The following is a 23,580-nucleotide window of genomic DNA, read 5'->3' as shown; positions in this document are numbered from 1 at the left end:
TTAATAACAGGCGAAAAAGAAAGCCCTCCCCCCCTATAAGGAGTGAGGGCTTTCTTATGTATTCATCGTATATCGAAACTACGTCTTTCTTGAATCGTCTTCTGTGCTCTCATAGAACGCTCTCTTACGCTCATACATGGCTTCATCTGCCATGGAGAACAAGTTATCAAGAGAGGTCCCCTCGCTTGATGCCCCACCAACTGAGAACTTAACTGGGTGACGCTTATGTTCTGAGAGTTCTATCCACTTGTCTTCTTGCGCAACTTCCAGAGAGAGGGTTAGTGCATCAAGCGCCGTGCTATCAATATTTTTCGCAATCACCGCAAATTCATCACCACCGATTCGGTAAAGCATGAATTCCTCTTTTAGTACGGACTTAATCAATTGTGTTGATTTTGCGATTAACAAATCACCACGGTCGTGACCATAGTTATCGTTCAACATTTTTAATCCGTTAATGTCGATGATAATAATCGCTATTGACTTCCATCGCCCGTTTACCAACGACTGGCAAGCGAACTCATAATCTTCATCGAATGCTTTTCTATTTAGACAACGTGAAAGCTTGTCTCGACGAGCAAAATCTTCTAGTTCCAACCAAGAGTAGAGCTGCTTTTTGAATAGTTCGATCAGAATGCGTTCTTCTTCATTCATCTCATACTGACCATAATCGAAATAACCAAGTACGGTTCCTGTGGATGAGCGCATCGTTTTGATCTGCCCTCCCTTTGGATGGCTAAAACTAAACCGCATATCTGAACTTGTTATCAGACGATTCAACCCAGAGTTAATCACTCCTGGAATAGCATGATAACCAATACCTGCATGACTCGTGGTAAAGTTAATTAAAGTCATTAACTTCTCTTGGTGGGCTTCTTCTCGCGTTAAGTTGACACGCAACTCCGCCGTTTGCTCTTCAACTCGGAGCTCCAACTCTTGGTTAAAATTGGCGAGCTGAGCATTGGTGTCCTGCACTTGCTGGTTAGCTTTCCGTAAATCTTGGTTACGAATCTCCAATTCATCCATGTGGTTGGTCAATTGTAACCACAACGAATCTAACAAGTTCATCAGTTGGCGGAACTCTTTAAATTGAAAACGTTTTGGTCGTAAGTCTGGGCGAGTGTTGTTTTTAAAACTGCGTACGACGATTTCCATCTCTCGAATTGGACGCGTAAGCCAGCGACTCGCGACCACGGCGATACATAACGTCACCACTAAGGTTGCGATTATGATATTGAGTAGCTGTTGCTTAGACTGCATCAACTCCTGATTACGTGCCACGTTAGACACAGAGTGAATCATCGAAACTTCTAATGGTTCAACAAAGTTGTTGTTCAGCACTTCAATATTGGTTAGATGTCGAGAGGCATCACCCTTCGTTTGACTGACAGAGCCATAATGAAAGTTGACACTTTCTTGTGCGTAAAGGAACGGTTGCGATATCTGAATCAAGTCCTGATACGACACTAGTACAACAAGATAACCTTGGGGTTCATATTCGGAATCAGGCAGCAAAGTATATGGCAGCAATGGACTCACAAAAACAAGACCACTTTGACCACCTTTGAGTACCAAGCCTTCATCAAAATAGGTGGTATGAAACATTTTCCCTTGTTTGTATACCGCATCTGCTGCGCGTATTTTTTCTAATAACTTACTGTTTTCCAGATGGTAAACTGACCCGTTGCTCTCATACATCGGCTGCCAGTTTTTGTCTATGATGTACGTAGTACTGACGTTGGTCGCCAACTCTTCAAAGGTTTCAATCATTTGCCAAATGATGCTCGAGTAAAGAACGTTATCCATCCCCTGAACTAACAGGCGATCTTTCGAGTACCAACGCGTTAAATTGGCAATGAAGGTAAGGTCTTCTTTGACGGTTTTCTGAATACCTTGATTGGTATTCTCTAGCTTGATTTCTTTTTGCACTAACAAATCTGCTTGGTGTTTATCAATCATGCTAGTACCTACCCAATAAGCAGGTAACAACGATCCGAGCACCACGATCAACGTTAAGATATTACGCAAACTGATCATGATGAAGACTTCCTGCTTTTATGGATATGCTCGGAATGCTTTTGGATAAATTCAACCACAAACTCAGCGGCGCTTTCTGCTGGCATTCCAGCTTTAAAACGCTTGTAGCCACGAATCAATGCCTCCCATGTGACCGCCATTTCCACCGTACTCGGCATAGCATAAGCGGGGGTTAGCTCTTCATACAAGTCACTATAATAGGTGGTGTCAGAGTCATACCACTTGCGATTGATAGAACGATTAGTAGAAATCAAGTTTTGGTTGATGATCACATCTTCAATAAACTCTGGTTTTTGTACAATCATCGCCAAGGTTCGCATGGCTTTCTGCTTGGCAGGGTTGGCCATCGCCTCCTCGTTAAACGCCAACACTTTACCACCACTTAAAGAATGCATGTGATGATTGTTGTAAGTAGGCAAACTGCTGATTTTCAGTTCTTTAGAAAAATGTTGTTTTAGCTCGCCCAGAGCCCAATCACCATCGATAAGATAGGCAACTTCCCCTTCAATAAACTGCTGGCGAGCTTGCTCTTGAGAGTAGTTATCTTTGACAACTCCTTCTTGGGGCAACTCACCATAAAATCTAAGCGCCGCCGCTAACGCACCAACATCAATATCGGTCACCGGTTTTGAGCGATGCTCAGAAAACATAGGTACAAACGACATTAAAAAGTACATGTTTGGATATTGCATCGCGAGTGAGGATTGCCCCTTCTTAGCCTCTTCCAACAATTTTTCCCACGTAGGTTGGAGCTCTTGGGTCAATTTAGTGTTTACGTACAACACAAGGTGGTTACCCAAACCTAAAGGCACACCATAAATGGCATTATCTACCGTTACCAATTCCAGAGCTTTGGGCTCAATGCTCTTTTCTTCTATCCAACTGCTAGGAATCTTAGCCAAGTCAAAGTAGTCATGCAGCCCAAGGAAGTCTGACGGCACCCAAATGACATCCGGTACGGTAATGCCAGTTTGCTTGGCCAATAACAATTCAGAGCGGATGTTGTTTACATCAAACTCTCTGATCGCCAATGTGTTTCCTGTTTGCTCTTCAAAACGTTCGTTGATTTCAGCAACCGTTGAATATTCAATGCCGCTCCATACTTGGATCTCCTGAGCAACAGTCAGGTTAGAGAAGCAAAGCAGTAAGGTTAAGCAGAGGTTTCTCACTAGAATTCTCGAAAATAGATGGTGTTACAAAGATAGCGAACCAATGTTGGTTATTCAAAACCGTCCAATGGTTCTGTGCGAATGATTCCATTAGAAAACGATCTTGTAGAAAGTAAAAAGCGCCGCTATTGCGACGCTTTGGAGGATTATATCACAGGTCTGGATTAAGCATACTCTTGCTCAAAGTTGCGCATAAAGTCGACCAACGCTTGCACACCTTCTAACGGCATTGCGTTATAAATTGAAGCACGCATACCGCCAACCGCGCGGTGCCCTTTTAGTGCTTTTAGACCTTTAGCGTCCGCTAATTCAAGGAATGTTCCGTCTAACTCTGGCTTTGCCAGTTGGAATGGGACGTTCATTAAAGAGCGGTTCTCTGGATGCACACCGTTACGGTAAAAATCAGACTGGTCGATATAATCATAAAGCAGCGCCGCTTTCTCACGGTTCACTTGTTCAATAGCTTTAACACCACCCTGCGCTTTTAGCCATTTGAAAACTAGACCAGATAAATACCAAGCAAACGTTGGGGGTGTGTTGAACATAGACTCTTTTTCTGCCAGAACTTTGTAGTCCAAAATGCTTGGTAGTACTTCTTTCGCTAGACCAAGCAGATCATCACGAACAATAGCAATCGCGATTCCTGATGGGCCGATATTCTTTTGCGCGCCTGCATAAATCACACCGTATTTCGATACGTCAATTTCTCGCGAGAGAATCGTTGAAGACATATCCGCAACAATCGGTTTGTCGGTCACTGGTAGATCATTAATTTCAATACCATCAATGGTCTCGTTGGGACAGAAATGCACGTACGCTGCGTCAGGGGCAATTTTCCACTCTGTTGCAGGTAGTACGGCCGTTTTACCATCAATCACTGTCTTCGCGTTGAAAACATCTGGTTCACAATATTTTTTGGCTTCTGCCACTGCACTTTCAGCCCAGTAGCCACCATCGATGTAAGTCGCAGTTTCTGCATTACCTAATAGATTAAGCGGAACAGCGGCAAACTGAGCACGAGCACCACCTTGGCAAAATAGTACTTTGTAGTTACTTGGGATATTAAGAAGATCACGAAGGTCTTGCTCTGCTTCTTCCGCAACCTTGATGAACTCTTTACTACGGTGACTGATTTCCATCACTGAAGTTCCAAGATCTTGCCAATTAATTAGCTCCTTTTGTGCTTGCTGCATGACTGCTTTTGGCAGACCTGCTGGCCCTGCACTGAAGTTAAATACGTTGTCCGTATTTTGTTCCATGATGCTCATTGCTCCTGCTAAGTAAGTATGACGAAATTAATATCATGTTTTCGTGGGGATAAAAACAACAAAAGAGGTCTTACGACCTCTTTTTAATCTGAAAAAGCTAAAAACTTACGTTGTAAACTTGCCTATTGCATCAATGCAGGCATAAGCAAAGCGATTAAAGGAAACTCTTGTCCATTTTCGAACTTCAGTTTCCCATCAGAAATTTGTGCTTTCAATTGGTAGCCGTTGTCTTTTTTCTCGATAAGTTCCATCACCATCAGCTCATCCACGCTTTCTTGGATGAATGGGTAAAGATCCACAAGCTCATCAGAGAAATAAGTGCTTAGCGAACCACTTGTTGCCGTCATTAACTTCATTGGGTCTTGAGTGATATTATCCGTTCCTTCTGGTACAGACAGTTGCCACTCGTTACGGAATTTACCTTCACCAAACGCAAGAGAAAGCTCATTCACTGACAATTTAAAGCCCTTGCTAAACAACGTATCAATGTGAGGAAGTAACGTTTGGATTTCTTGCTCATCTAGCATTGGCGAGTTTTGATAGATAGACATAATCTGATCAAACGATTGGCTGTCAACATCGGCGATTAAAAAGTCCAACTTAAAGTTGTCGACATCTGTCCCATCCGTCAAACGTAGTTGGTTGGCTTCTAGGTTCAATTTACTGTTGAGTTTGTCGCCAGTTTCATTCAGAGAAGTGTTACCGTTGTATGTCGCGTTCTCAATCATAAACATCGGAGCAAGTTGCGCATCAACGACATCCAGCTTCTGCAATGAGAACGTTTGTTCGCCTAACCAGTACCCCTTTGCTTGCTTACCTTTCCCTTGACCAGTCAGTTCGGTTAAATGAATTTCTTCGCCGTTTTCAAAATCCACTTGTACTGAAGGCACTGAAACTTGATAGTTCAGATCACCAAGCACCGTCACGTCACCAGTGATTTGTAATGGGCTCGTCGATAATGACATTCCTTGAGCATCGTTTTGATAGTTCCAGCTATCCAAATCTAAGGTAAAGGCAGTATTACCGTTTAGTTGGGTTTTACTGTGCATCGTAAGTGGTAGGAAATCAGCGTCCACCAGCTTAGAGTCCGCCGTAAGGCTGGTTAAACCGTGAGATAAGTCACTCGTAACATCGAAAGTTGTTGGCAAACCATCACGCTCAAGTTGAGTTTTGATATCTGGGTCAACCACGGTGTAACGAGTAAGGACAACCGAAGAAAGGTAACCGCGGTCGTATTCCACGATCTCGCCCTTCACCATGTCATCATTCATGTTTGCAATACCATCTTCAATGATGGTTTGACCAATCTGCCCAACCGCAAGTGGCCAACAAAGCGCAAGAGAAATGGCACCACCGATGGCACCTATTTTTTTAAGATTTTCCATAACATCACTTATTGAGTATTTGTGCTCAGTCTAACCCAAACCCTAAGCGGATAAAACATTGAGTTAAATCAGACTATTGATGGTTATTTTAGTTCATTAATCAAGAACAATACTCAGCTCTCAACCATTGCGGTGTTTAATTGATATGTTGTTTGTGCCAAGTTTTAACCGGAGCTCAAACACCTGTGAACCGTTACGCTGTATTGTGCCTCGACAATAATCCTATCAGCGCTGAGCAATTTCGATTGGAGTTGTCCGCCTTTTCAAGCAAATTTGATATTCTCTCTGTCGAATCCATAGAAGAAGCGCAGAGCGCACTCGAATACCTAGAAGAAAGAGAGCAAACCGTCGCTCTAGTCATCGCGAGTCACCACGCACACTTTAATGGTGTTGATTTTCTTATTGGTCTAGACCGAAAACCTCACACGCAAAACGCTCGGAGAATACTGATCAGTTGTTCATCCGATATCGAAGCTATTTTAACGGCGGTAAACGAAGGGCGTCTCGACCACTGCTTGACCAAACCTCTACCCGATAAAGTTCTTTTCAATACTGCCCAAAAAGAATTGACTCAATTTATCCTTCGTCACGACAAAGAAGATTTGCTCAGCTATAGCCAAATTCTCGATCAGCACAAGTTGTTACGTGCGCATATTGAAAACCAAATGAGTAACTATCAGGCGGGCTTTTTGAATGATTACCATGCCCTCTCTGATAGTGAATTGGCAGAGCAAGTGATTAGCGCGTTGCAATATTTTTTCACCCAAGATGACGATAGCGAAGCATGCCGAACCTACTCACCCGAACACTTACTAACGGTAGAGGGAGAGCCAAACAGCTTTCTATGGTTTATCACCAGTGGCGAGGTTGCGCTTTATAAGCGAGACGAACTTGGCATGCAACGTGAGGTCGTTCGTCACTCAAAAGGCAACATCGTAGGTGGCATGTCGTTTGTTACTGGAGAAAGCTCCTTCTCGACAGCGTTAACACTGACCAAAACAGAAGTCATAAAACTGGACAGAAAAGTGTTCCGTAAGGTGATGCAGAGTGATTCTAATTTGCTACCACTGTTTACTAATTTGCTCCTTCGCCACTTTAACCGCCGATTACAACGCAGTATCAATACCAAGTTGAAGCTACAAAAAACCTTAGAATCATTAGAGTCTGCTCATCAACAATTAATTGAACGTGAGAAGATGGCCATGCTCGGCCAATTAGTCGCAGGCGTAGCGCACGAGCTCAATAACCCAATCGCTGCGATATTGCGTGGCGTCGAAAATCTAACCCATACGCTAGAAGACTTACTCACCAAACTCCCAACCGACGACATTCAAGAAAAAGGCGTAGAACTGCTCATTCATGCCCAAAAAGCCAAGCCGGCCTCAACAGCAGAACTTAGGGAACGAGTGAAACAACTCAACCATTACCTACCCGACCGCGCTTTAGGGAAAAAAGTGGTCAATCTAGGATTAGAATCAGACTTGGCCTTCATCGACAAACTCAATCGCCAAGAACCGGCGTCACTGCGCTCATTGGGAACGTTAGAGCAATATCACCAAGTAGGCGCATCACTTCGCTCGATTAACGTCTGCGCCGCCCGTATTGCCGACATGGTTAAGAGCTTAAAAGGTTACGCTCGTTCAGATGATGAAACACTACACTATGCTGACCTTCATGAAGGCATAGAAGATACATTGGTCATCTTCGAGAATCGCCTCAAATTGCATCAGGTCACGACAGATTATGCGAGCTTACCCAACACGTTGTGTCAGCCTATCGCGTTACAACAAGTGTGGACAAACCTCATTTCCAACGCAATTGACGCATTCCCAGAAAAAGGGAGACTCAGCATTCAGTCGCAACTAATCGAAAAAAACCATCAACCTTATGCTGTAATTTCGTTTAAAGACAACGGATGCGGCATCCCTGAACAACAGAAGAAAGCTATTTTCGAACTTAACTTTACAACAAAGAAAGAAGGTAACTTTGGCTTAGGTATCGGGCTTTCAATTTGCCAGCAAATCGTGGCAAGCCACAATGGTTGGATTGAAGTGGATTCAGAGTTGAACCATTTCACCTGCATGAAAGTTTGGCTACCTATCACATCAGAAGGAGATGAAACATGACGAAATATCTGATTTTGTGCGTGGATGACGAAAGAGAAGTCTTGGATAGTGTCCTTCAAGATCTCATGCCCTTTGAAGATAACTTTGTTGTCGAGGGTGCAGAGTCTGTCACAGAAGCGAAACAGGTGATAGAGGAAATGACCGACGAAGGCGTTCGTTTGGCTCTCATTCTTTGCGACCATATTATGCCAGAACAAACTGGCATCAGCTTTTTGATTGAGTTGAGTCAAAATAGCGACACTCGATCTGCACGTAAAATTCTGCTCACAGGACAAGCCGGGCTAGAAGATACCGTAGAAGCGGTGAACCACGCCAGTTTAGACTACTACATCGCAAAGCCTTGGAAAGGCGAAGCGCTTCGAGAGGCGCTTGTGTCGCAACTGACTGCTTTCATGATAGAAAACGACGATAACCTTTTATCATGGACTGCAATTCTAGATTCCGAAGCCATTTTGAACGCTATGGCAAAACGACGCAGTAGCTTTGGTGAATAACCGCTCCCGATAGAAAACGCGGACAGATAAAGAGAATCTGGCGCGTTTTTTGCTGTTAAGTTGGCACAATTGAGTCAATTGACAAAACATCGACACATTTTTGTTGGTCGTAGACCTTCGTTTTTATTATGATGTCGAACAAATCAGATTACGGTTCAAGTGGTTACTTGGATCCATGGAACTATAAGACAAGGTTTATCGTTAGTTATGCGTAAAACACTATTAGCCGCTGCCCTTTTGTTGGCATCTAGCCAAGCTCTAGCTGCGAACGATTACAACGCTCCAGCAACAATGAGCAACTTTAGCTACGACTACATGGAAGCTCGTATCGGTGCAAGCCCAGTAACATTCGGTGCTGGTTTCAGCAAATCAATTCACCCAAATGCGCACATCATTGCTCGCATCGACTCTGAATTCGATGGTGATTTCGATTCAGCAGCGGGTTTTGGTTTCCACTCGCCACTAAACAACTGGGCTGATCTAACAGGTGCAATGCTAATGCGTGTTGTACAGCCTTCAAACTCAAGCAGTACTGATGTTGGTATGGAACTTAACCTTGGCGTTCGCCAATGGCTTGGTCCTCAACTAGAAGTGGGTGGTAAAGCTGGCTACGTGTCTATCGATAACGATGACGATTGGATTGGTTCTGTTTACGCTCGTTTCCACTCTACAGAGCTATTCTCTCTGGGTGCAGAAGCGCGTATTAATGATTTCTATGGTGATCAAGTGATGTTCACCACTCGCTTCAAGTTCTAATCTCAAGTTGATTGAAATCTAACTGAAGCCGAAAAACAAAAACCGAGGTACTCACCTCGGTTTTTTTGTTCTTAATTATTGATTCGTTGCAATGACTAACTCGAATGAAGTGGCTAAAAGCATCCAACTTCCTTTTGTCGCTTTCAACGCTCACTTTTATGACTCGCTGACTTCATCTAAGACGAGTCAATCATCGTGAAACTAAATAAGCTTACTCACACATTGCCAGTAGCTGCTTTTTACGTGGCTCTTGGATAAGTTTCCAATGAACGCCGTCAATTGCACCAGCAAATTTCCATAAAAGCTTCACGTCGACATCACTGCCGTACGCAACTCTTACTTTATTGAATACTTCCACTGGGCCAAGTTCCAAAAACGTCTCTACGTCATCGATTCCTGCTTTTTTCACCATACGTTCTAACGTCAGTTGCATGTTTGGCAGATCACGTAGGCGTCTACTGGCTGAGGACTTTTGGTATTTACGTTCCTTAATTGAACAATCTATAGATTTTTGTAACAACGTATCAAGACCAGCAAAGCCAGCATCGAATAAGTCTGTTACGTCATAGTAGTTAACTGTTGCCGTCGTTTGTTTTTTGACGTGCTTATATTTTTCACAGTTAAGTTGAGTAAATTCTGCGTCGAGTTCGTCTCCGCCGCGCAAGTAGCAACAGTCGTTACTTACAAGAGCAAACATAGCGTCATTGCTAAATAAACCAATGCCGCCGAACATTGAACGTTTCTGATACTCACTAAAATTGCTTACATAGTTAAAAAAAGCTTGGTCTGTCATGTCCATTGACCTCTTTAATCTGAATAAATTACCCCGATTAGCGATGTCACCAGATGAACAGCAGCTTAGTGCGAATTATAAAATGTCGATATGTTGGCGATATTTTTGTGAATTGCGCTCACCAACTGCCTTAATCATACTTAACGTTGAAAAATAAGTTAGGATCTATGTCACATATGCCAAAGTACAAATTCCACATACGTGATTAGTTTCACACTTAACCATCCTAAAGCGATGTTTTTTTGACACAATCACTGCCAAAAACCGAACGCCATGGTGATTAATACAGCAATTGCGAGAGTCAAACCTGTATTTAATTGATTACTAACATACTGTGAGGGTACACTGTACGAAAGCTCTCTAGCACAGCGTCGTAATGGAACATCTATCATTTTTTTGGCTACCCAATAATAAAGATAAGCTTATAAAAGCATTGGAATCTGAGTTCGCTCAACTGGTAGAACAATCCATTTCTACCGGTAAAATATCCCTTCCTCCCATCCCTGATGTCGTACTTAAAATTCAGCAGCTTTGTACTGAAGAACATACAACGATTGCCGACATTGCTAATGCCCTACTCGAAGACCCGGGCCTTGCTGCTGTCGTTGTTCGTGTCGCTAACTCTGTTATCTTTAACCGCCGCAACATCACCTGTAATGATCTCACGACCGCGGTTTCACGCTTAGGTATCCTGAGGGTAAGAGATATCGTTACCGCACAAGCTATTGAACAATTAAAGCACTCGGTGAACTTAACCAAAGAATGCAATGCCATCTTAGTAAAGAGCGCAGCGGTCTCCCGTGAGCTTGGCGCAGCAATGGTATTGGTGGTTCAAGAGTTTAAAAAACATGAGCCCGCTACCTATGGGCATCTCGAGCAAGAGAAAGCCTTACTTGTTGGCTTACTTGCAGATATCGGTTTGTTCTGCCTTATCAATGAATACCACCTGTATCTTGATAGAGGGAATTACCTCGACTCTGATATTGCTTTGCAAATATTCCAAACTCGCTGCTCTGCAACCAGTAAACTCGTGCTTGAGAAATGGGGCTTCGACAACGATTTCCGTGAAGTGTCTTCAAACGAAAAATATCAAACTTCCCGTCCAGAAGTGAGCTATCTGGATATCGCCCGCATTGCAAACCATTTACTCATGTTCCGTAATCAAGATGAGCGAATTGAAGAACACGAAGTAGAATTTAATTTAACTGGTGCAGAAGTCTTGTATGAACTCAGCAATATGAGTGATACTGACTTCCAAAGTGAAATTAAAGAAGTTCTCAGTGCCAGCGGCCTTTAATCTCCCGATACATCACATCCAGCCACGTTAAAGCTCAAATAGTGTTTTGATTCGTTTATACGTGGCTAAGTTATTCTGCTTACCTCATAAAGGAATCATTGAGTTTTATGTTCTCAGGGATGCTATTTATCTTCGCCCCATTGGTGGTGGGCTATTTAATTCCAATTTCTCGAGCTTCGATGTTGGAGAAAATCAACAAGTCGACCTCATACCTCATTTACGTCATTCTTTCTTTGATGGGTTTGAGCCTTGCGGCATTGGACAACCTTGGTAGTAATTTACAAACTATTCTTCTTTACGCTGGCACATTTTTCGCCTGCCTGAGCGTATGCAACCTACTCGCTTTACCTTTGGTCGATAAGCTGCTTCCTTTGCAAACCGATCAGAATCAAAAGAAACTTCCTCTTTCGTCAATGGCTTTAGAGTCAATCAAACTTGTCGTTGTTGTGGGTGGTGGCCTAGTTGCTGGCTTGTTTCTTCCTATTGGTTTGTCTTGGGTGGACACAGCGAGCGAGTGGATTTTATTCCTTTTGCTTTTCTTTATCGGCATTCAACTACGCAATAGTGGTTTGACGCTTAGACAAATCCTACTCAACAAGCAAGGTATGGCGATTGCGACAGTGATCATTGCAACGTGTATGCTTGGCGGCGTAATTGCTGCAATGATTTTGGAGCTTCCTCTTTATCAAGCTTTGGCGATGTCTTCTGGTTTTGGCTGGTATTCACTGGCTGGCATTTTGATGGGTGACGCCTTTGGGCCTATCTTTGGCGGCGCTTCTTTCTTAATTGAGCTGATGCGTGAATTGGTCGCGTTGATTGCCATTCCACTACTTATTCGCAGTTATCCATCTACAGCAATTGGCTACGCCGGCGCGACGGCGATGGACTTTACCCTACCCGTCATTCAAACCACGGGCGGTGTTCGATGTGTACCTGTTGCCATTGTAAGTGGCTTTATCTTGAGCTTATTAGTGCCAGTTATGATGCTTTTCTTTGTGTCTCTTGCTAGCTAGATCTCAGGAATATTCATTAACATCCATTACAATACGGCAAAAATTCAAATACCCAAGTAACCTCAAAATGCTCAATTCGAAGAGAATTTTCTGGTTCACCGCTTTGTTATCGAGCCCTTTAATTTTTAACTCTTGGATCGGTAATCAGTGACAGGCAAGGCATATGTCTATTGGGGTTACAAAGGGAATACAACCAAAAGGAATAATAATGAAACGCTTTGTCGTTGCGGCGCTCCTCGCTACAAGCTCAACTTTTACTTTTGCTGCTGATCAGCAATGTCTTGCAACTAAATACGATGGCTACATTGATGCTTCCCTACAGTGGTATCAAGATCTCGTAGACCTAACCGTGACTCAATACCCTGACTTAAACGAAGTTAGCCAATGGTTCTTAGAAGGCCGTAAACACCACTTCGAACTCAACCGTGAAGCAGTACATTATTTTCTAGAAAACGATCCAAGCCGAGTAGCAACAGAGCAACCGGTTGAAGCATGGTTGAAGCTAGAACAACACGATGTGAAGCAACTGGCGACACGCAGTGATGCCCTAGGTGAAGCGGCGAAGAAAACCTTCAGCGATCGTCAATCTGCTAACCATCCAAAGAACTACGACCTACGCTCAGCGTTTGCTGACTTGCTAAGCCATCCAAAACAGATCGATTCTGCGCTTAACAAGTATAATCAATCAATTGCTAAGATTGAAAAGCAGAAGTGTGAGTAAGACCCCGCCTAAAGTTTCATTTCAGCAACATGGGTTTCAATAATTAAAACGGGACTTTGCGCCCGTTTTGGTTTAGATTGTGCCGCTCGCATTACCAAAATAACTACAAAGATTCTTTGCTATGGTTAAGGAACAAAAAACCGCTGACGTTAGCTTCGAGAGCTTGTTAAAGATCTTCACGATTCCTGAAGGTCCAGATTCCACGTTGACGAAAATTGATGAAAGTCTTTCCCAAAACTTAAATCAATTCCTTCGTGAACACATCGTGGCAGAAGAAAAGCCTTTACGTGAAATCGAGAAAGACTTTTCTTCTGCTCAGATTCCTGAGCAACCTGAGTTTGTATCAGACCATACCGAGCACCTTTTAGATACCTTAGTATCTCACTCGGTTCACACCTCTGCACCAAGCTTTATTGGTCACATGACTTCTGCCCTGCCGTATTTTTTAATGCCGCTGTCGAAAATCATGATTGCCTTAAACCAAAACTTGGTGAAGATTGAGACCTCAAAAGCTTTCACTCCACTAGAGCGTCAAGTGCTAGGCATGCTACACAGTCTTATCTACGGTCAGGACGAAAAGTTCTACCGTAAGTGGATGCACAGCGCCAAACATTCTCTAGGTGCATTTTGTTCTGGCGGTACCATTGCCAACATTACTGCGCTTTGGGTTGCTCGCAACAAAGCATTGAAAGCAGATGGTGCATTCAAAGGTGTAGAAAAGGAAGGCCTTTTCAAAGCGATGAAGCACTATGGCTACGAAGGTCTTGCGATCTTGGTATCAGAGCGTGGCCACTATTCACTTAAGAAAGCCGCCGATGTCCTTGGTTTAGGCCAAGATGGCTTAGTTGCCGTCAAGACAGATGCAAACAACCGTATTGTTGTCGATGACCTCAAGGCAAAAATCACGGAGCTTGAAGCACAAAACATTAAGCCGATCGCTGTTGTTGGTGTTGCAGGTACGACCGAAACGGGTAGCGTAGACCCCCTAGCCCAAATTGCCGAAGTTTGTGCACAGCATAATTGCCACTTCCACGTGGATGCAGCTTGGGGTGGTGCGACACTAATGTCGAACAATCATCGTCATCTACTCGGTGGCGTTGAGCTTGCTGATTCAGTCACGATTGACGCGCACAAACAACTGTACATTCCTATGGGTGCAGGCATGGTTCTGTTTAAAGATCCTGATGCAATGAAATCCATCGAGCATCACGCACAGTACATACTGCGTAAAGGCTCGAAAGATCTTGGCAGCCATACGCTTGAAGGCTCTCGTTCTGGAATGGCGATGCTAGTTTACGCAGCCATGCACATCATTAGCCGCCCAGGTTACGAACTGCTTATCGATCAGAGTATTGCAAAAGCGCGCTATTTCGCCGATCTCATCAAGCAACAAGAAGATTTTGAACTGGTCTCTGAGCCTGAACTTTGTTTACTGACCTATCGCTATTTACCAACTCACCTACGAGCAGCACTGGAAAAGGCACAGGGCACGCAAAAAGAAAAATTGAACGAACTGATCAACCAGCTCACTCAATTTATTCAGAAGCGCCAACGCGAAACTGGTAAATCCTTTGTCTCTCGTACTAGGCTGAATCCAGACCAATGGCAACGTATGAATACCATCGTATTTCGTGTTGTGCTGGCGAACCCTCTAACTACGAACGACATATTGAATGCTGTTCTTGATGAGCAACGTGAAATTGCTCAACAAGCACCAAGCTTGATGGCTAAGATTGAAGAAACTGTCGAAGACATTCTCAATTCTTAAGCGCCAATGTGAGTTACATCAAATTGAAAATTTCTTTCTTTTTGGTGTAACTCAAACATCATTATTGTGCCACTAGAGCAACATACCTTCGATCCCACATCCAATTCTGTAGTTTTTACAACATTTTGTTTGAGGCTTGTCAAATTCTCACGAAATAGTAACCGTATTTATTTTAGCCAGATAAAGGATCGGGTTTATACTGAATTTATGGCGCTGGTCGTTTTCGTTAACGCCCCTCTCGACCGAGAAACTTTGTGTTTCTACCCGTTAACAGAGCCAGCGAGTTGTTCTCTATACCCTCGTGAACACTATGAATACATTAGAAAAAATTCAAAAAAACCTGGAGAATTTCAGTAAGTCAGAGCGCAAAGTTGCGGAAGTAATTATGGCGTCTCCACAAACTGCAATTCATTCAAGCATTGCAACGTTGGCGAAAATGGCTGACGTGAGTGAGCCAACTGTTAACCGTTTCTGTCGACGTCTGGATACCAAAGGTTTCCCAGACTTTAAATTGCACCTTGCGCAAAGCCTTGCCAATGGTACGCCTTATGTAAACCGTAATGTTGAAGAAGACGACGGTCCTGATGCCTACACCCACAAGATTTTTGAATCGACAATGGCGTGTTTGGACGTAGCGAAGAATAGCCTTGACGCGATGCAAGTGAATCGTGCCGTGGATCTTCTTACTCAGGCAAAGCGTATCTCATTCTTTGGTCTTGGCGCTTCTTCTGCGGTTGCGCGGGATGCACAAAACAAATTTATTCGCTTTAACATCCCAATTACTTGCTTCGAAGACATTGTAATGCAACGTATGAGCTGCATTAACTGCAGTGACAACGACGTAATTGTGTTGATTTCTCATACCGGACGAACCAAGAGCCAAGTTGAGATTGCGAATCTAGCTCGTGAGAACGGCGCGACGGTTATTGCCATCACAGCAAAAGACTCACCACTAGAGAAAGCGAGTTCATTGGCTATCACGCTAGATGTACCTGAAGACACAGACGTATACATGCCAATGGCGAGTCGTGTGGTTCAAATGACGGTCATTGATGTACTTGCAACGGGCTTTACGCTTCGTCGTGGTACTGGGTTTCGTGAGAACCTAAAGCGAGTAAAAGACGCGCTAAAAGATAGCCGTTACGACAAGCTAAGTCAGTACTAATAGAGATACGAAGGGGAGCTTAATTGCTCCCCTTTTTTTGTACAGATAACCGCATTCGCTATCTCAGTCAATCGTTGACACTAGAGAGATCTGAGTGTGATTCAAGAATTTCAACTGAACTAGCATGAAGCTTGCTTTCTTCCATGCATTCCCCGCTACAATCGCACACTTGACGTAAGATATAGACTAATCGGTCTTGATTGAGCGGAAGAGGATTTCCTTTAATAGCAACGGACATGAGGGCGTCATCGGCCACTTGTTCAAAAGAGGTTTGGCAAACCCCAAACTTACCAAGATGAGGCAACTCAAGTTTATCGAGCACCATTTTCACCCATAGCACACCGTCATGTTCATTCGCATTCGTTCTATCCGTGACAAGTTGTGCCAACCTCCTATAGCGACTGATCACATCCGCTCTGCCCGCTTGCTTTGCTGCCTTTATGTTCTCTTGCATTACGTGCGGCGCCAATCTTGCAGTAATCACACTATGGGGGGCATCTAACTTTCCACCTAATGCCGAAGCTAAACCATGCGCAGCACCTAGTTTAGCATTAGTGATCGCCATTCCTCCCAACAAGGCAGCGAAAGACAAATCTGATCTCGCCTTATGATTATCTTGCTTACAACCAGCCATGACAGAGCGGCTTAGCCGTCTGAGCCCCTCTTCGCACACCATATCAGTTAAAGGGTTAGGGTCACCGCATACATACGCTTCCATCAAATGAGTGAAAGCATCCATCGCTCCCCTTCCAGATGTGTATTGATCCGTACCATAAGTTAAGGTGGGATCCACAATAGCGACATCCGCTAACATCTCCGGACTGCGTAAACTAACCTTGACTTGGTCTTGCCCAGATTTGAGCACTGCGTTACGAGTCACTTCGGAACCTGTGCTTGCCGTGGTAGGGATAGCAATAAAATGAATCGGTTTGGTTTTTAATGGGACGTTTCGACCAACAACTTCAACGTAGTCATACACATCCCCTTGATTTGGGATAATAGCAGCCAGCGCTTTCCCCATATCAATCACGCTGCCTCCCCCAATGGCAACGACTATATCCGGCTGAAACTTTCGTCCTAGAATGGCAGTTTCTTCCACCATGGTGATATTAGGCTCACCATTTATAGCGACATGCTGATAACGCATATTCTGCGCTTTAAGATAATTAATGATCGGTGTGGCACGTTGCGTGTCTTTACCTGTCACCAGTAATACGCTGTAGCCAAATTGATTGATTACAGACAACGAAGATTGAAGCGCCCCTTCGCCGAAGATAATCCTTGTTGCAGTCATAAACTGAAACATACACTTCCTCCCCAAAACAACAACTCAGACTAGATTGCTATGCTTTGCGCAAAAAAAAGTTGACCGAGTGCACCTTGCCGCCATTAACCCTTCAAAATGTGTGTTTTTATGCGTCACTTCACAGAGTTAGCTAAGCCCAAAGATCGATTAACTTTTGTTCTAAAAGTGACTTTTCTTGGCTTTAAGCTTAGTGCGTGTTTAGTTTTTATACGATAGATTTCGCCTATCGAAACAAGAGGCATTTGCTGCTTTATTTCCGGTTCTGGATCGGGCATAGTTGTCCCAACATACGAGAGCGAATCGCAGCATTGACGTTTTCGTTCGCTTTCAATAAGAATAGATTTAGGAGAAATAAGATTATGTTCGTAGTTATCTTTGGTCGCCCTGCATGTCCTTTCTGTGTTCGTGCTAAAGAGCACGCTGAAACACTTAAGGCAAAACGTGATGATTTCAACTACCGCTACGTAGACATCCACGCTGAAGGGATTTCTAAAGCTGACCTAGAGAAAACAGTTGGTAAGCCAGTAGAAACTGTTCCTCAAATCTTCATCGACCAAACGCACATCGGTGGTTGTGATGACTTTGAAGCTTACGCAAAAGAGCACCTAGGTCTATTCGACGAGTAATTCGAATAACTGAATTTTTAAAAGCCGCTAGTAGCGGCTTTTTTATTATGTATTCAAAATGTTATTCCCTTACGTCAAGTAATAGTAAAACCTAAAAAAATTCACTTATCTTTTTGCTATATTTAGTTACAATTCGCAATTCTTAATCTTTTTCTTTGGCACACACTTTACCGAGCCACACAGTGAACATAGACGTCGTACATCTTCTTGAACAAAACCCCATTCTTCTAATCTTCGTCGTATTAGCAATTGGTCTTGCCATTGGCAAAATTCGCTTTGGAAAGCTGCAGTTAGGCAACTCTATTGGCGTGCTCATTACCTCGCTTATCATGGGACACCTCGGCTTCTCATTTAACGCAGAAGCGCTAACGATTGGCTTTATGCTGTTTATCTACTGTGTAGGTATCGAAGCTGGGCCTAACTTCTTCGGTATCTTCTTCCGAGATGGTAAGCATTACTTCATTTTGAGCATGACCGTGTTGGTCTCGGCTGTCGGCTTAACTTATTTCTGTAGCCATTATATGGGCCTAGATTTTGGCTTATCTGCCGGTATGATGGCGGGTGCCCTTACCGCAACGCCTGTTCTGGTAGGTGCACAAGATGCATTAAACTCTGGTCTTGCTACCATTCCGCGTAACATGGATTTTTCTCTCGTATTAGAAAATCTATCGGTTGGTTATGCCATGGCTTATCTGGTCGGTTTGATCAGCATGATCATGTTTGCCAAACTGCTGCCTAAATTGCAAAAACAAAACCTATCCGACTCAGCTCAACAAATCGCACAAGAACGCGGCTTAGGGAGTTCTAGTCAAAGAAAGGTGTATTTACCCATTATCCGTGCGTACCGTGTTGGCCCTGAGCTGATTGACTGGACAGATGGTAAGAACCTTCGTGAGTTGGGCATTTACCGCCAGACGGGTTGTTACATAGAACGTATTCGTCGTAACGGCATTCTTGCCCACCCAGACGGTGATGCAATCCTGCAAGAAGGTGACGAAATCGCACTAGTAGGCTTCCCAGACAGCCATGCGCGTCTTGACCCTAGCTTCCGCAACGGTAAAGAAGTATTCGACCGAAACCTGCTTGACCTTCGAATAGTCGAAGAAGAGATCGTGGTTAAGAGCGATGCCATTGCAGGCAAACGCTTGTCTGATTTGAACCTATCTGAATTCGGCTGTTTCTTAAACCGCGTAGTGCGTGCTCAAATTGAAATGCCGATGGATTTAGACATTGTTCTCGCTAAAGGTGATGTCCTTCAGGTGAGTGGTGAAAAGAGCCGTGTACATGGTCTCGCTGAGAAAATCGGTTTCATCTCGATCCACAGCCAAATGGCAGATTTACTCGCGTTTTGTAGCTTCTTTATTCTGGGCATTATGTTTGGCTTGGTGACCATGACGTTTGGTCAAGTGTCATTCAGCTTAGGTAACGCAGTCGGCCTATTACTTTCAGGCATCACGCTGGGCTTCCTACGAGCAAACCACCCTACTTTCGGTTATGTTCCGCAAGGGGCGTTAAATATGGTCAAAGATTTAGGTTTGATGTTCTTTATGGTCGGAATAGGCTTAAGTGCTGGTGGCAAGATGTTCGAGCACTTGACTCAAGTTGGTCCACAGATCATTGGTTTAGCATTTATTGTAAGCGTAGTGCCGGTTGTTCTTGCATATCTAGTTGGCGCTTACGTGCTTAAGATGAACCGCGCCCTACTCTTTGGTGCTATTATCGGAGCTCGTACGTGTGCTCCAGCAATGGACGTAGTGAACGAATACGCTAAGTCGACAATTCCTGCGCTTGGTTACGCAGGTACGTACGCGATAGCCAATATCTTGATGACCCTAGCTGGTACCATTCTGATTATTCTGAGTTAATCACAATGAATGAGCGTTACAGATCAGTTAGCGCTCCTTATTCAAAGATTCTAGACAGAAAAAAGGCGCTCATTGAGCGCCTTTTCAATTCCGTTAGAAACGATTAGATTTGTGTGAAATCTGTTTCTACTGCTGGGTTCACGTCTGCTTCGTAATCCACACCGTCAACACCAAAGCCGAATAGCTTCAAGAACTCTTCTTTGTACTCAACGTAGTCAGTTAGCTCTTTTAGGTTTTCAGACGTGATCTGTGGCCATAGGTCACGACAGTGTTGTTGGATGTCTTCACGCAGTTCCCAATCATCCAGACGTAGGCGGTTCACTTCATCTACTTCTGCAGCGCTGCCGTCTTCTTTGTAAAGACGTTGACTGAACATGCGGAAGATTTGTTCCATACAACCTTCATGTACGCCTTCTTCGCGCATTTTCTTGAATACCATTGCGATGTATAGAGGCATTACAGGAATTGCAGAACTTGCTTGAGTCACAACAGACTTAAGTACCGCTACGTTTGCGCTACCGCCAGTTGCAGACAGTTTCTCGTTCAGTGCTGCTGATGCACGATCTAGGTCCATTTTCGCTTTACCTAGAGCGCCATCCCAGTAGATCGGCCAAGTTAGCTCAGTACCGATGTAGCTGTATGCGACTGTTTTACAGCCATCTGCTAGCACGCCAGCGTCTGATAGTGCATTAATCCATAGTTCCCAATCTTCACCGCCCATCACGGTTATTGTATCTTGGATTTCTTGCTCAGTTGCAGGCTCTACGCTTGCTTCGATGATGACGTCTTTGTTGGTATCAACAGCGGTCGACGTGTATGTCTCACCGATAGGCTTAAGTGCTGAACGAATCAGTTCACCCGTTTCTGGCATTTTACGTACTGGAGAAGCCAGTGAGTAAACCACCATATCTACCTGACCAAGGTCTTCTTTGATCAGATCGATTGTTTTCTGTTTTGCTTCATTTGAGAACGCGTCACCGTTTAGGCTTTTCGCGTATAGACCCTCTTCACGAGCTAGCTTTTCAAATGCAACAGAATTGTAAAAACCTGCTGTACCTGGCTTCTTCTCCGTGCCTTCTTTTTCGAAGAAAACACCGATAGTTGAAGCATCGCCACCAAATGCCGCAGCGATACGAGAAGATAGGCCGTAGCCACTTGATGCACCCACAACGAGAACGCGTTTTGGAGCGTTTTTAATTGGGCCTTGTGCTTTAGTGTAAGCAATTTGTTCTTTTACGTTAGCTTCACAACCCACTGGGTGCGTAGTAGTACAGATAAATCCACGAATTCTAGGTTTGATGATCATATTCAACTTCCTTTAAAAAACGTTGCTAGGATAAAAGGTTCAGCCCTACTTCGCACCTAATTTCTGTAAAAATGCTGCGAAAATGCAAGTGGTTGGAGCACTCACAGCATCATTTATGACCGATAGAAACAAATAAGCACCTCGGCTGAGGTGCTTATTTCGAACATTTTAGTGTGGACGTTATGCCGCTGAATTCAAATGCGATTTTTTCGTCGTCACATTAGTACGAACTTCTGAGAAGTCATGGCTAAAGTGGTCAACTTGAATTGCTTTGTAACGCAGCTTATCCGCCGCCATAATCTGATCTATTTCTTGCTCAGTTAACACACCTTCTTCAAACGCTTGCTGTAGGCGGTCATGTAGTAGACCTTTACGTGCAACTTTGCCATCTTTAGCCGCCTTCATCAGTTTGCGCTCTAATGGCTTAACGTCATACATCGCTAAAAATGCACGCTCCATCAAACCCACACTGTCGTCTTCGTCTTTACCGATGTAACAAAGGTGCGTCAGACGGTCACGCTGAGCGCCTGGGGTCATCATAGCCTCTGCCAGACCTACACACAGTTCATCACTCGGTGCTTTGAAGTGATTACCAAGTGGGAATAACAAGCCTTTAAGGACACCACCTACGTATTTCACAGGGAAGTTTGAGTACGCTTCATTCAGTGACTTAGACGCATTGTATAAGCAGTGCTGTACCGCGTAATGGACAAAGTTTAGATCACCCTGTTGTCGACCTTCATCTTCGTACTTCTTCAACGCGGCTGATGCCATATACAGGTAGCTTAGGCCATCACCCAAACGAGCAGAGATCATCTCTTTACGTTTTAAATCACCGCCAAGCGTCAGCATCGCAAAGTCAGCACTTACGGCTAGCGCACGGCTTAGACGAGTAATGTCCTTGTAATATTGCTGCGTAGGGCCGCTCATGTGCGCCTTAACAAAACGAGAACCAGTTAGCGCTGCGCCAAGTGCGCCAAAGGTGTTACCCGTGGCATGTTTAATGTGCTTAAACAGCAGATCATCAAACTCTTTCGCACCTTCTTTCGAATCTGGGTTGGCCGCTGCTTCCATCTCTTTCAGTACGTATGGATGACAACGTGTCGCACCTTGACCGAAAATCATTAGGTTGCGAGTCAAAATATTTGCACCTTCGACGGTGATAGCAACAGGAATGCCTAGATAATGCTTCGCTAGGTAGTTCATTGGACCATCTTGAATCGCGCGTCCCGCATGGATATCGAAAGAATCGTTCAGGATAGTACGGGCCATTTCCGTCATGTGGTATTTAGCAATAGCTGTCACGATGCCTGGTTTCTCTTTCATATCAAGAGACGTCGTCGTCAAAGTACGTGTTGCTTCAAGTAGATAAGTTAAACCACCAATGCGTCCCATCGCCTCAGCGACACCTTCAAATTTACCGATGGACATACCAAACTGTTTACGGACATATGCGTAAGCGCCTGTGGTTCGTGTGGTAAGGTGACCGATCGCGGTGCCGAGCGCAGGAAGGGAAATACCACGTCCTGCCGACAAACATTCCACCAACATACGCCAACCTTTACCCGCGTACTCTGAGCCACCAATTAGCCAGTCCATAGGAATGAACACATCGTTACCACGTGTTGGACCGTTCATAAACGCAGAACCGAGCGGATCGTGACGCTCACCAATTTCCACACCTTCGTGATCAGCAGGAATCAATGCACAGGTAATACCCACATCTTTCTTGTCGCCAAGCAGGCCATCTGGGTCTTGGAGTTTGAATGCGAGACCAAGAACAGTCGCAACAGGTGCTAGGGTAATATAACGCTTGTTCCAACTAACACGGATACCAAGAACTTCTTCACCCTCGTGCGTGCCGTAACAAACTACGCCTTGGTCTGGAATACCGCCTGCATCTGAGCCAGCTTCAGGGCCGGTTAAGGCAAAACATGGAATATCCGTACCGTCAGCGAGACGTGGTAGCCAGTAGTCTTTTTGCTCTTGAGTACCATAGTGAGAAAGTAGCTCACCTGGGCCAAGAGAGTTTGGCACCATGACTGATACGGCTGCGCTGATGCTTCGTGTGGCAATACGAGATACGATGGTTGAGTTTGCAAGTGCAGAAAACTCTCGGCCGCCGTATTCTTTTGAAATGATCAGGGAGAAGAAACGCTCTTTACGTAAGAAATCCCAGACTTCAGGTGGTAAATCACGGTCATCTTTTACGATCTGCTGATCGTTTAGCATTTCAAGTAACGTCTCAAGTTCATTGTCCATGAAGGCTTGTTCTTCAGACGTCAGTGCTGGTTTTGGGTAGTGATGAAGCGTTGTAAAGTTAGGCTTGCCAGAAAACAACTCGGCATCCCACCATACACTACCGGCTTCCATTGCCTCTTTTTCCGTACTCGACAATGGTGGCAGTACTTTCTTAAACATTTTAAATGCTGGGTCACTAATCCATTTTCTTCGTAGAGAGCTCATAGTTCAGATCCTTTTGTTC

18 protein-coding genes are annotated in these 23,580 nt (G+C 44.2%); 10 read left to right on the top strand and 8 right to left on the bottom strand.

Annotation, left to right across the window (positions count from 1 at the left end; all coding sequences use genetic code 11):
- Nucleotides 1-78: 78 nt before the first annotated feature.
- The 4 genes from L1076_RS12870 to L1076_RS12855 all read right to left on the bottom strand — a co-directional run bounded on the left by L1076_RS12870 (nt 79) and on the right by L1076_RS12855 (nt 5,859).
- Nucleotides 79-2,037 carry a diguanylate cyclase gene (locus L1076_RS12870; RefSeq protein WP_061034873.1) on the bottom strand — a complete coding sequence of 653 codons (1,959 nt, stop codon included), beginning with the start codon at nt 2,035-2,037 and terminating at the stop codon, nt 79-81.
- Nucleotides 2,034-3,206 carry an extracellular solute-binding protein gene (locus tag L1076_RS12865; RefSeq protein WP_038868698.1) on the bottom strand — a complete coding sequence of 391 codons (1,173 nt, stop codon included), beginning with the start codon at nt 3,204-3,206 and terminating at the stop codon, nt 2,034-2,036. The genes L1076_RS12870 and L1076_RS12865 overlap by 4 nt, the downstream gene beginning before the upstream one ends.
- 164 nt (nt 3,207-3,370) lie before the next feature.
- Nucleotides 3,371-4,465, bottom strand: coding sequence for a 3-phosphoserine/phosphohydroxythreonine transaminase (serC, locus tag L1076_RS12860; protein ID WP_237303726.1), 1,095 nt, complete (start codon nt 4,463-4,465; stop codon nt 3,371-3,373).
- 131 nt (nt 4,466-4,596) lie between these two features.
- The gene (locus L1076_RS12855) at nt 4,597-5,859 is read right to left on the bottom strand and encodes a DUF945 family protein (RefSeq protein ID WP_237303725.1); all 1,263 of its coding nucleotides are present in this window, start codon (nt 5,857-5,859) and stop codon (nt 4,597-4,599) included.
- A gap of 185 nt (nt 5,860-6,044) precedes the next feature.
- Between L1076_RS12855 and L1076_RS12850 the strand changes: the two genes are divergently transcribed.
- The 3 genes from L1076_RS12850 to L1076_RS12840 all read left to right on the top strand — a co-directional run bounded on the left by L1076_RS12850 (nt 6,045) and on the right by L1076_RS12840 (nt 9,235).
- Nucleotides 6,045-7,985: an ATP-binding protein gene (locus L1076_RS12850; RefSeq protein WP_045495341.1), complete on the top strand. Its 1,941-nt coding sequence runs from the start codon at nt 6,045-6,047 to the stop codon at nt 7,983-7,985.
- On the top strand, nt 7,982-8,479 hold the full coding sequence (locus tag L1076_RS12845) for a response regulator (protein ID WP_038868702.1): 498 nt from the start codon (nt 7,982-7,984) through the stop codon (nt 8,477-8,479). Before L1076_RS12850 ends, L1076_RS12845 begins: the two co-directional genes overlap by 4 nt.
- Nucleotides 8,480-8,686: 207 nt before the next feature.
- The gene (locus L1076_RS12840) at nt 8,687-9,235 is read left to right on the top strand and encodes a hypothetical protein (RefSeq protein WP_038868703.1); all 549 of its coding nucleotides are present in this window, start codon (nt 8,687-8,689) and stop codon (nt 9,233-9,235) included.
- A 211-nt stretch (nt 9,236-9,446) separates the two neighbouring features.
- On the opposite strand, the gene L1076_RS12835 is transcribed toward L1076_RS12840, so the two are convergent.
- A complete protein-coding gene (locus L1076_RS12835; protein WP_038868704.1) occupies nt 9,447-10,034 on the bottom strand; it encodes a TfoX/Sxy family DNA transformation protein in 588 nt (195 codons plus the stop codon).
- Nucleotides 10,035-10,404: 370 nt separating this feature from the next.
- Here L1076_RS12835 and L1076_RS12830 point away from each other — a divergent pair, with 370 nt between their 5' ends.
- The 5 genes from L1076_RS12830 to L1076_RS12810 all read left to right on the top strand — a co-directional run bounded on the left by L1076_RS12830 (nt 10,405) and on the right by L1076_RS12810 (nt 15,992).
- The gene (locus L1076_RS12830) at nt 10,405-11,325 is read left to right on the top strand and encodes an HDOD domain-containing protein (RefSeq protein WP_038874621.1); all 921 of its coding nucleotides are present in this window, start codon (nt 10,405-10,407) and stop codon (nt 11,323-11,325) included.
- Nucleotides 11,326-11,432: 107 nt separating this feature from the next.
- The gene (locus L1076_RS12825) at nt 11,433-12,338 is read left to right on the top strand and encodes a lysine exporter LysO family protein (protein WP_237303773.1); all 906 of its coding nucleotides are present in this window, start codon (nt 11,433-11,435) and stop codon (nt 12,336-12,338) included.
- 208 nt (nt 12,339-12,546) lie between these two features.
- On the top strand, nt 12,547-13,059 hold the full coding sequence (locus L1076_RS12820) for a hypothetical protein (RefSeq protein ID WP_005442243.1): 513 nt from the start codon (nt 12,547-12,549) through the stop codon (nt 13,057-13,059).
- 121 nt (nt 13,060-13,180) lie between these two features.
- Nucleotides 13,181-14,827, top strand: a complete 1,647-nt coding sequence (gene panP, locus L1076_RS12815) for a pyridoxal-dependent aspartate 1-decarboxylase PanP (protein WP_038874619.1) — start codon at nt 13,181-13,183, stop codon at nt 14,825-14,827.
- Between the two features lie 310 nt (nt 14,828-15,137).
- Nucleotides 15,138-15,992, top strand: coding sequence for a MurR/RpiR family transcriptional regulator (locus tag L1076_RS12810; RefSeq protein WP_038868710.1), 855 nt, complete (start codon nt 15,138-15,140; stop codon nt 15,990-15,992).
- Nucleotides 15,993-16,059: 67 nt separating this feature from the next.
- Here L1076_RS12810 and L1076_RS12805 read toward each other — a convergent pair whose 3' ends face one another.
- The gene (locus L1076_RS12805; RefSeq protein WP_237303724.1) at nt 16,060-17,298 is read right to left on the bottom strand and encodes an iron-containing alcohol dehydrogenase; all 1,239 of its coding nucleotides are present in this window, start codon (nt 17,296-17,298) and stop codon (nt 16,060-16,062) included.
- Nucleotides 17,299-17,657: 359 nt separating this feature from the next.
- On the opposite strand from L1076_RS12805, the gene L1076_RS12800 reads away from it, so the two are divergent.
- Entirely contained in the window at nt 17,658-17,924 is a 267-nt protein-coding gene (locus L1076_RS12800; protein ID WP_005428550.1) for a GrxA family glutaredoxin, read from the top strand.
- 182 nt (nt 17,925-18,106) lie between these two features.
- The gene (locus L1076_RS12795) at nt 18,107-19,789 is read left to right on the top strand and encodes an aspartate:alanine antiporter (protein WP_038868712.1); all 1,683 of its coding nucleotides are present in this window, start codon (nt 18,107-18,109) and stop codon (nt 19,787-19,789) included.
- 103 nt (nt 19,790-19,892) lie between these two features.
- Here L1076_RS12795 and fabV read toward each other — a convergent pair whose 3' ends face one another.
- Nucleotides 19,893-21,095, bottom strand: coding sequence for an enoyl-ACP reductase FabV (gene fabV / locus L1076_RS12790; protein WP_038868713.1), 1,203 nt, complete (start codon nt 21,093-21,095; stop codon nt 19,893-19,895).
- A 180-nt stretch (nt 21,096-21,275) separates the two neighbouring features.
- Nucleotides 21,276-23,561, bottom strand: a complete 2,286-nt coding sequence (locus L1076_RS12785) for an acyl-CoA dehydrogenase (RefSeq protein WP_237303723.1) — start codon at nt 23,559-23,561, stop codon at nt 21,276-21,278.
- Nucleotides 23,562-23,580: the final 19 nt, after the last annotated feature.

It is taken from the genome of Vibrio sp. MMG023 (assembly GCF_021654215.1).
Lineage (GTDB): Bacteria > Pseudomonadota > Gammaproteobacteria > Enterobacterales > Vibrionaceae > Vibrio > Vibrio jasicida.
This window is presented reverse-complemented; position numbering and strand designations above follow the sequence as displayed.

Bases quoted from the DNA above. Each gene is read 5' to 3' on its own strand.
- L1076_RS12870 (WP_061034873.1), bottom strand. From the start codon at position 2,037: ATGATCAGTTTGCGTAATATCTTAACGTTGATCGTGGTGCTCGGATCG.
- serC (WP_237303726.1), bottom strand. From the start codon at position 4,465: ATGGAACAAAATACGGACAACGTATTTAACTTCAGTGCAGGGCCAGCA.
- L1076_RS12855 (WP_237303725.1), bottom strand. From the start codon at position 5,859: ATGGAAAATCTTAAAAAAATAGGTGCCATCGGTGGTGCCATTTCTCTT.
- L1076_RS12845 (WP_038868702.1), top strand. From the start codon at position 7,982: ATGACGAAATATCTGATTTTGTGCGTGGATGACGAAAGAGAAGTCTTG.
- L1076_RS12840 (WP_038868703.1), top strand. From the start codon at position 8,687: ATGCGTAAAACACTATTAGCCGCTGCCCTTTTGTTGGCATCTAGCCAA.
- L1076_RS12835 (WP_038868704.1), bottom strand. From the start codon at position 10,034: ATGGACATGACAGACCAAGCTTTTTTTAACTATGTAAGCAATTTTAGT.
- L1076_RS12830 (WP_038874621.1), top strand. From the start codon at position 10,405: ATGGAACATCTATCATTTTTTTGGCTACCCAATAATAAAGATAAGCTT.
- L1076_RS12825 (WP_237303773.1), top strand. From the start codon at position 11,433: ATGTTCTCAGGGATGCTATTTATCTTCGCCCCATTGGTGGTGGGCTAT.
- L1076_RS12820 (WP_005442243.1), top strand. From the start codon at position 12,547: ATGAAACGCTTTGTCGTTGCGGCGCTCCTCGCTACAAGCTCAACTTTT.
- panP (WP_038874619.1), top strand. From the start codon at position 13,181: ATGGTTAAGGAACAAAAAACCGCTGACGTTAGCTTCGAGAGCTTGTTA.
- L1076_RS12810 (WP_038868710.1), top strand. From the start codon at position 15,138: ATGAATACATTAGAAAAAATTCAAAAAAACCTGGAGAATTTCAGTAAG.
- L1076_RS12805 (WP_237303724.1), bottom strand. From the start codon at position 17,298: ATGTTTCAGTTTATGACTGCAACAAGGATTATCTTCGGCGAAGGGGCG.
- L1076_RS12800 (WP_005428550.1), top strand. From the start codon at position 17,658: ATGTTCGTAGTTATCTTTGGTCGCCCTGCATGTCCTTTCTGTGTTCGT.
- fabV (WP_038868713.1), bottom strand. From the start codon at position 21,095: ATGATCATCAAACCTAGAATTCGTGGATTTATCTGTACTACTACGCAC.
- L1076_RS12785 (WP_237303723.1), bottom strand. From the start codon at position 23,561: ATGAGCTCTCTACGAAGAAAATGGATTAGTGACCCAGCATTTAAAATG.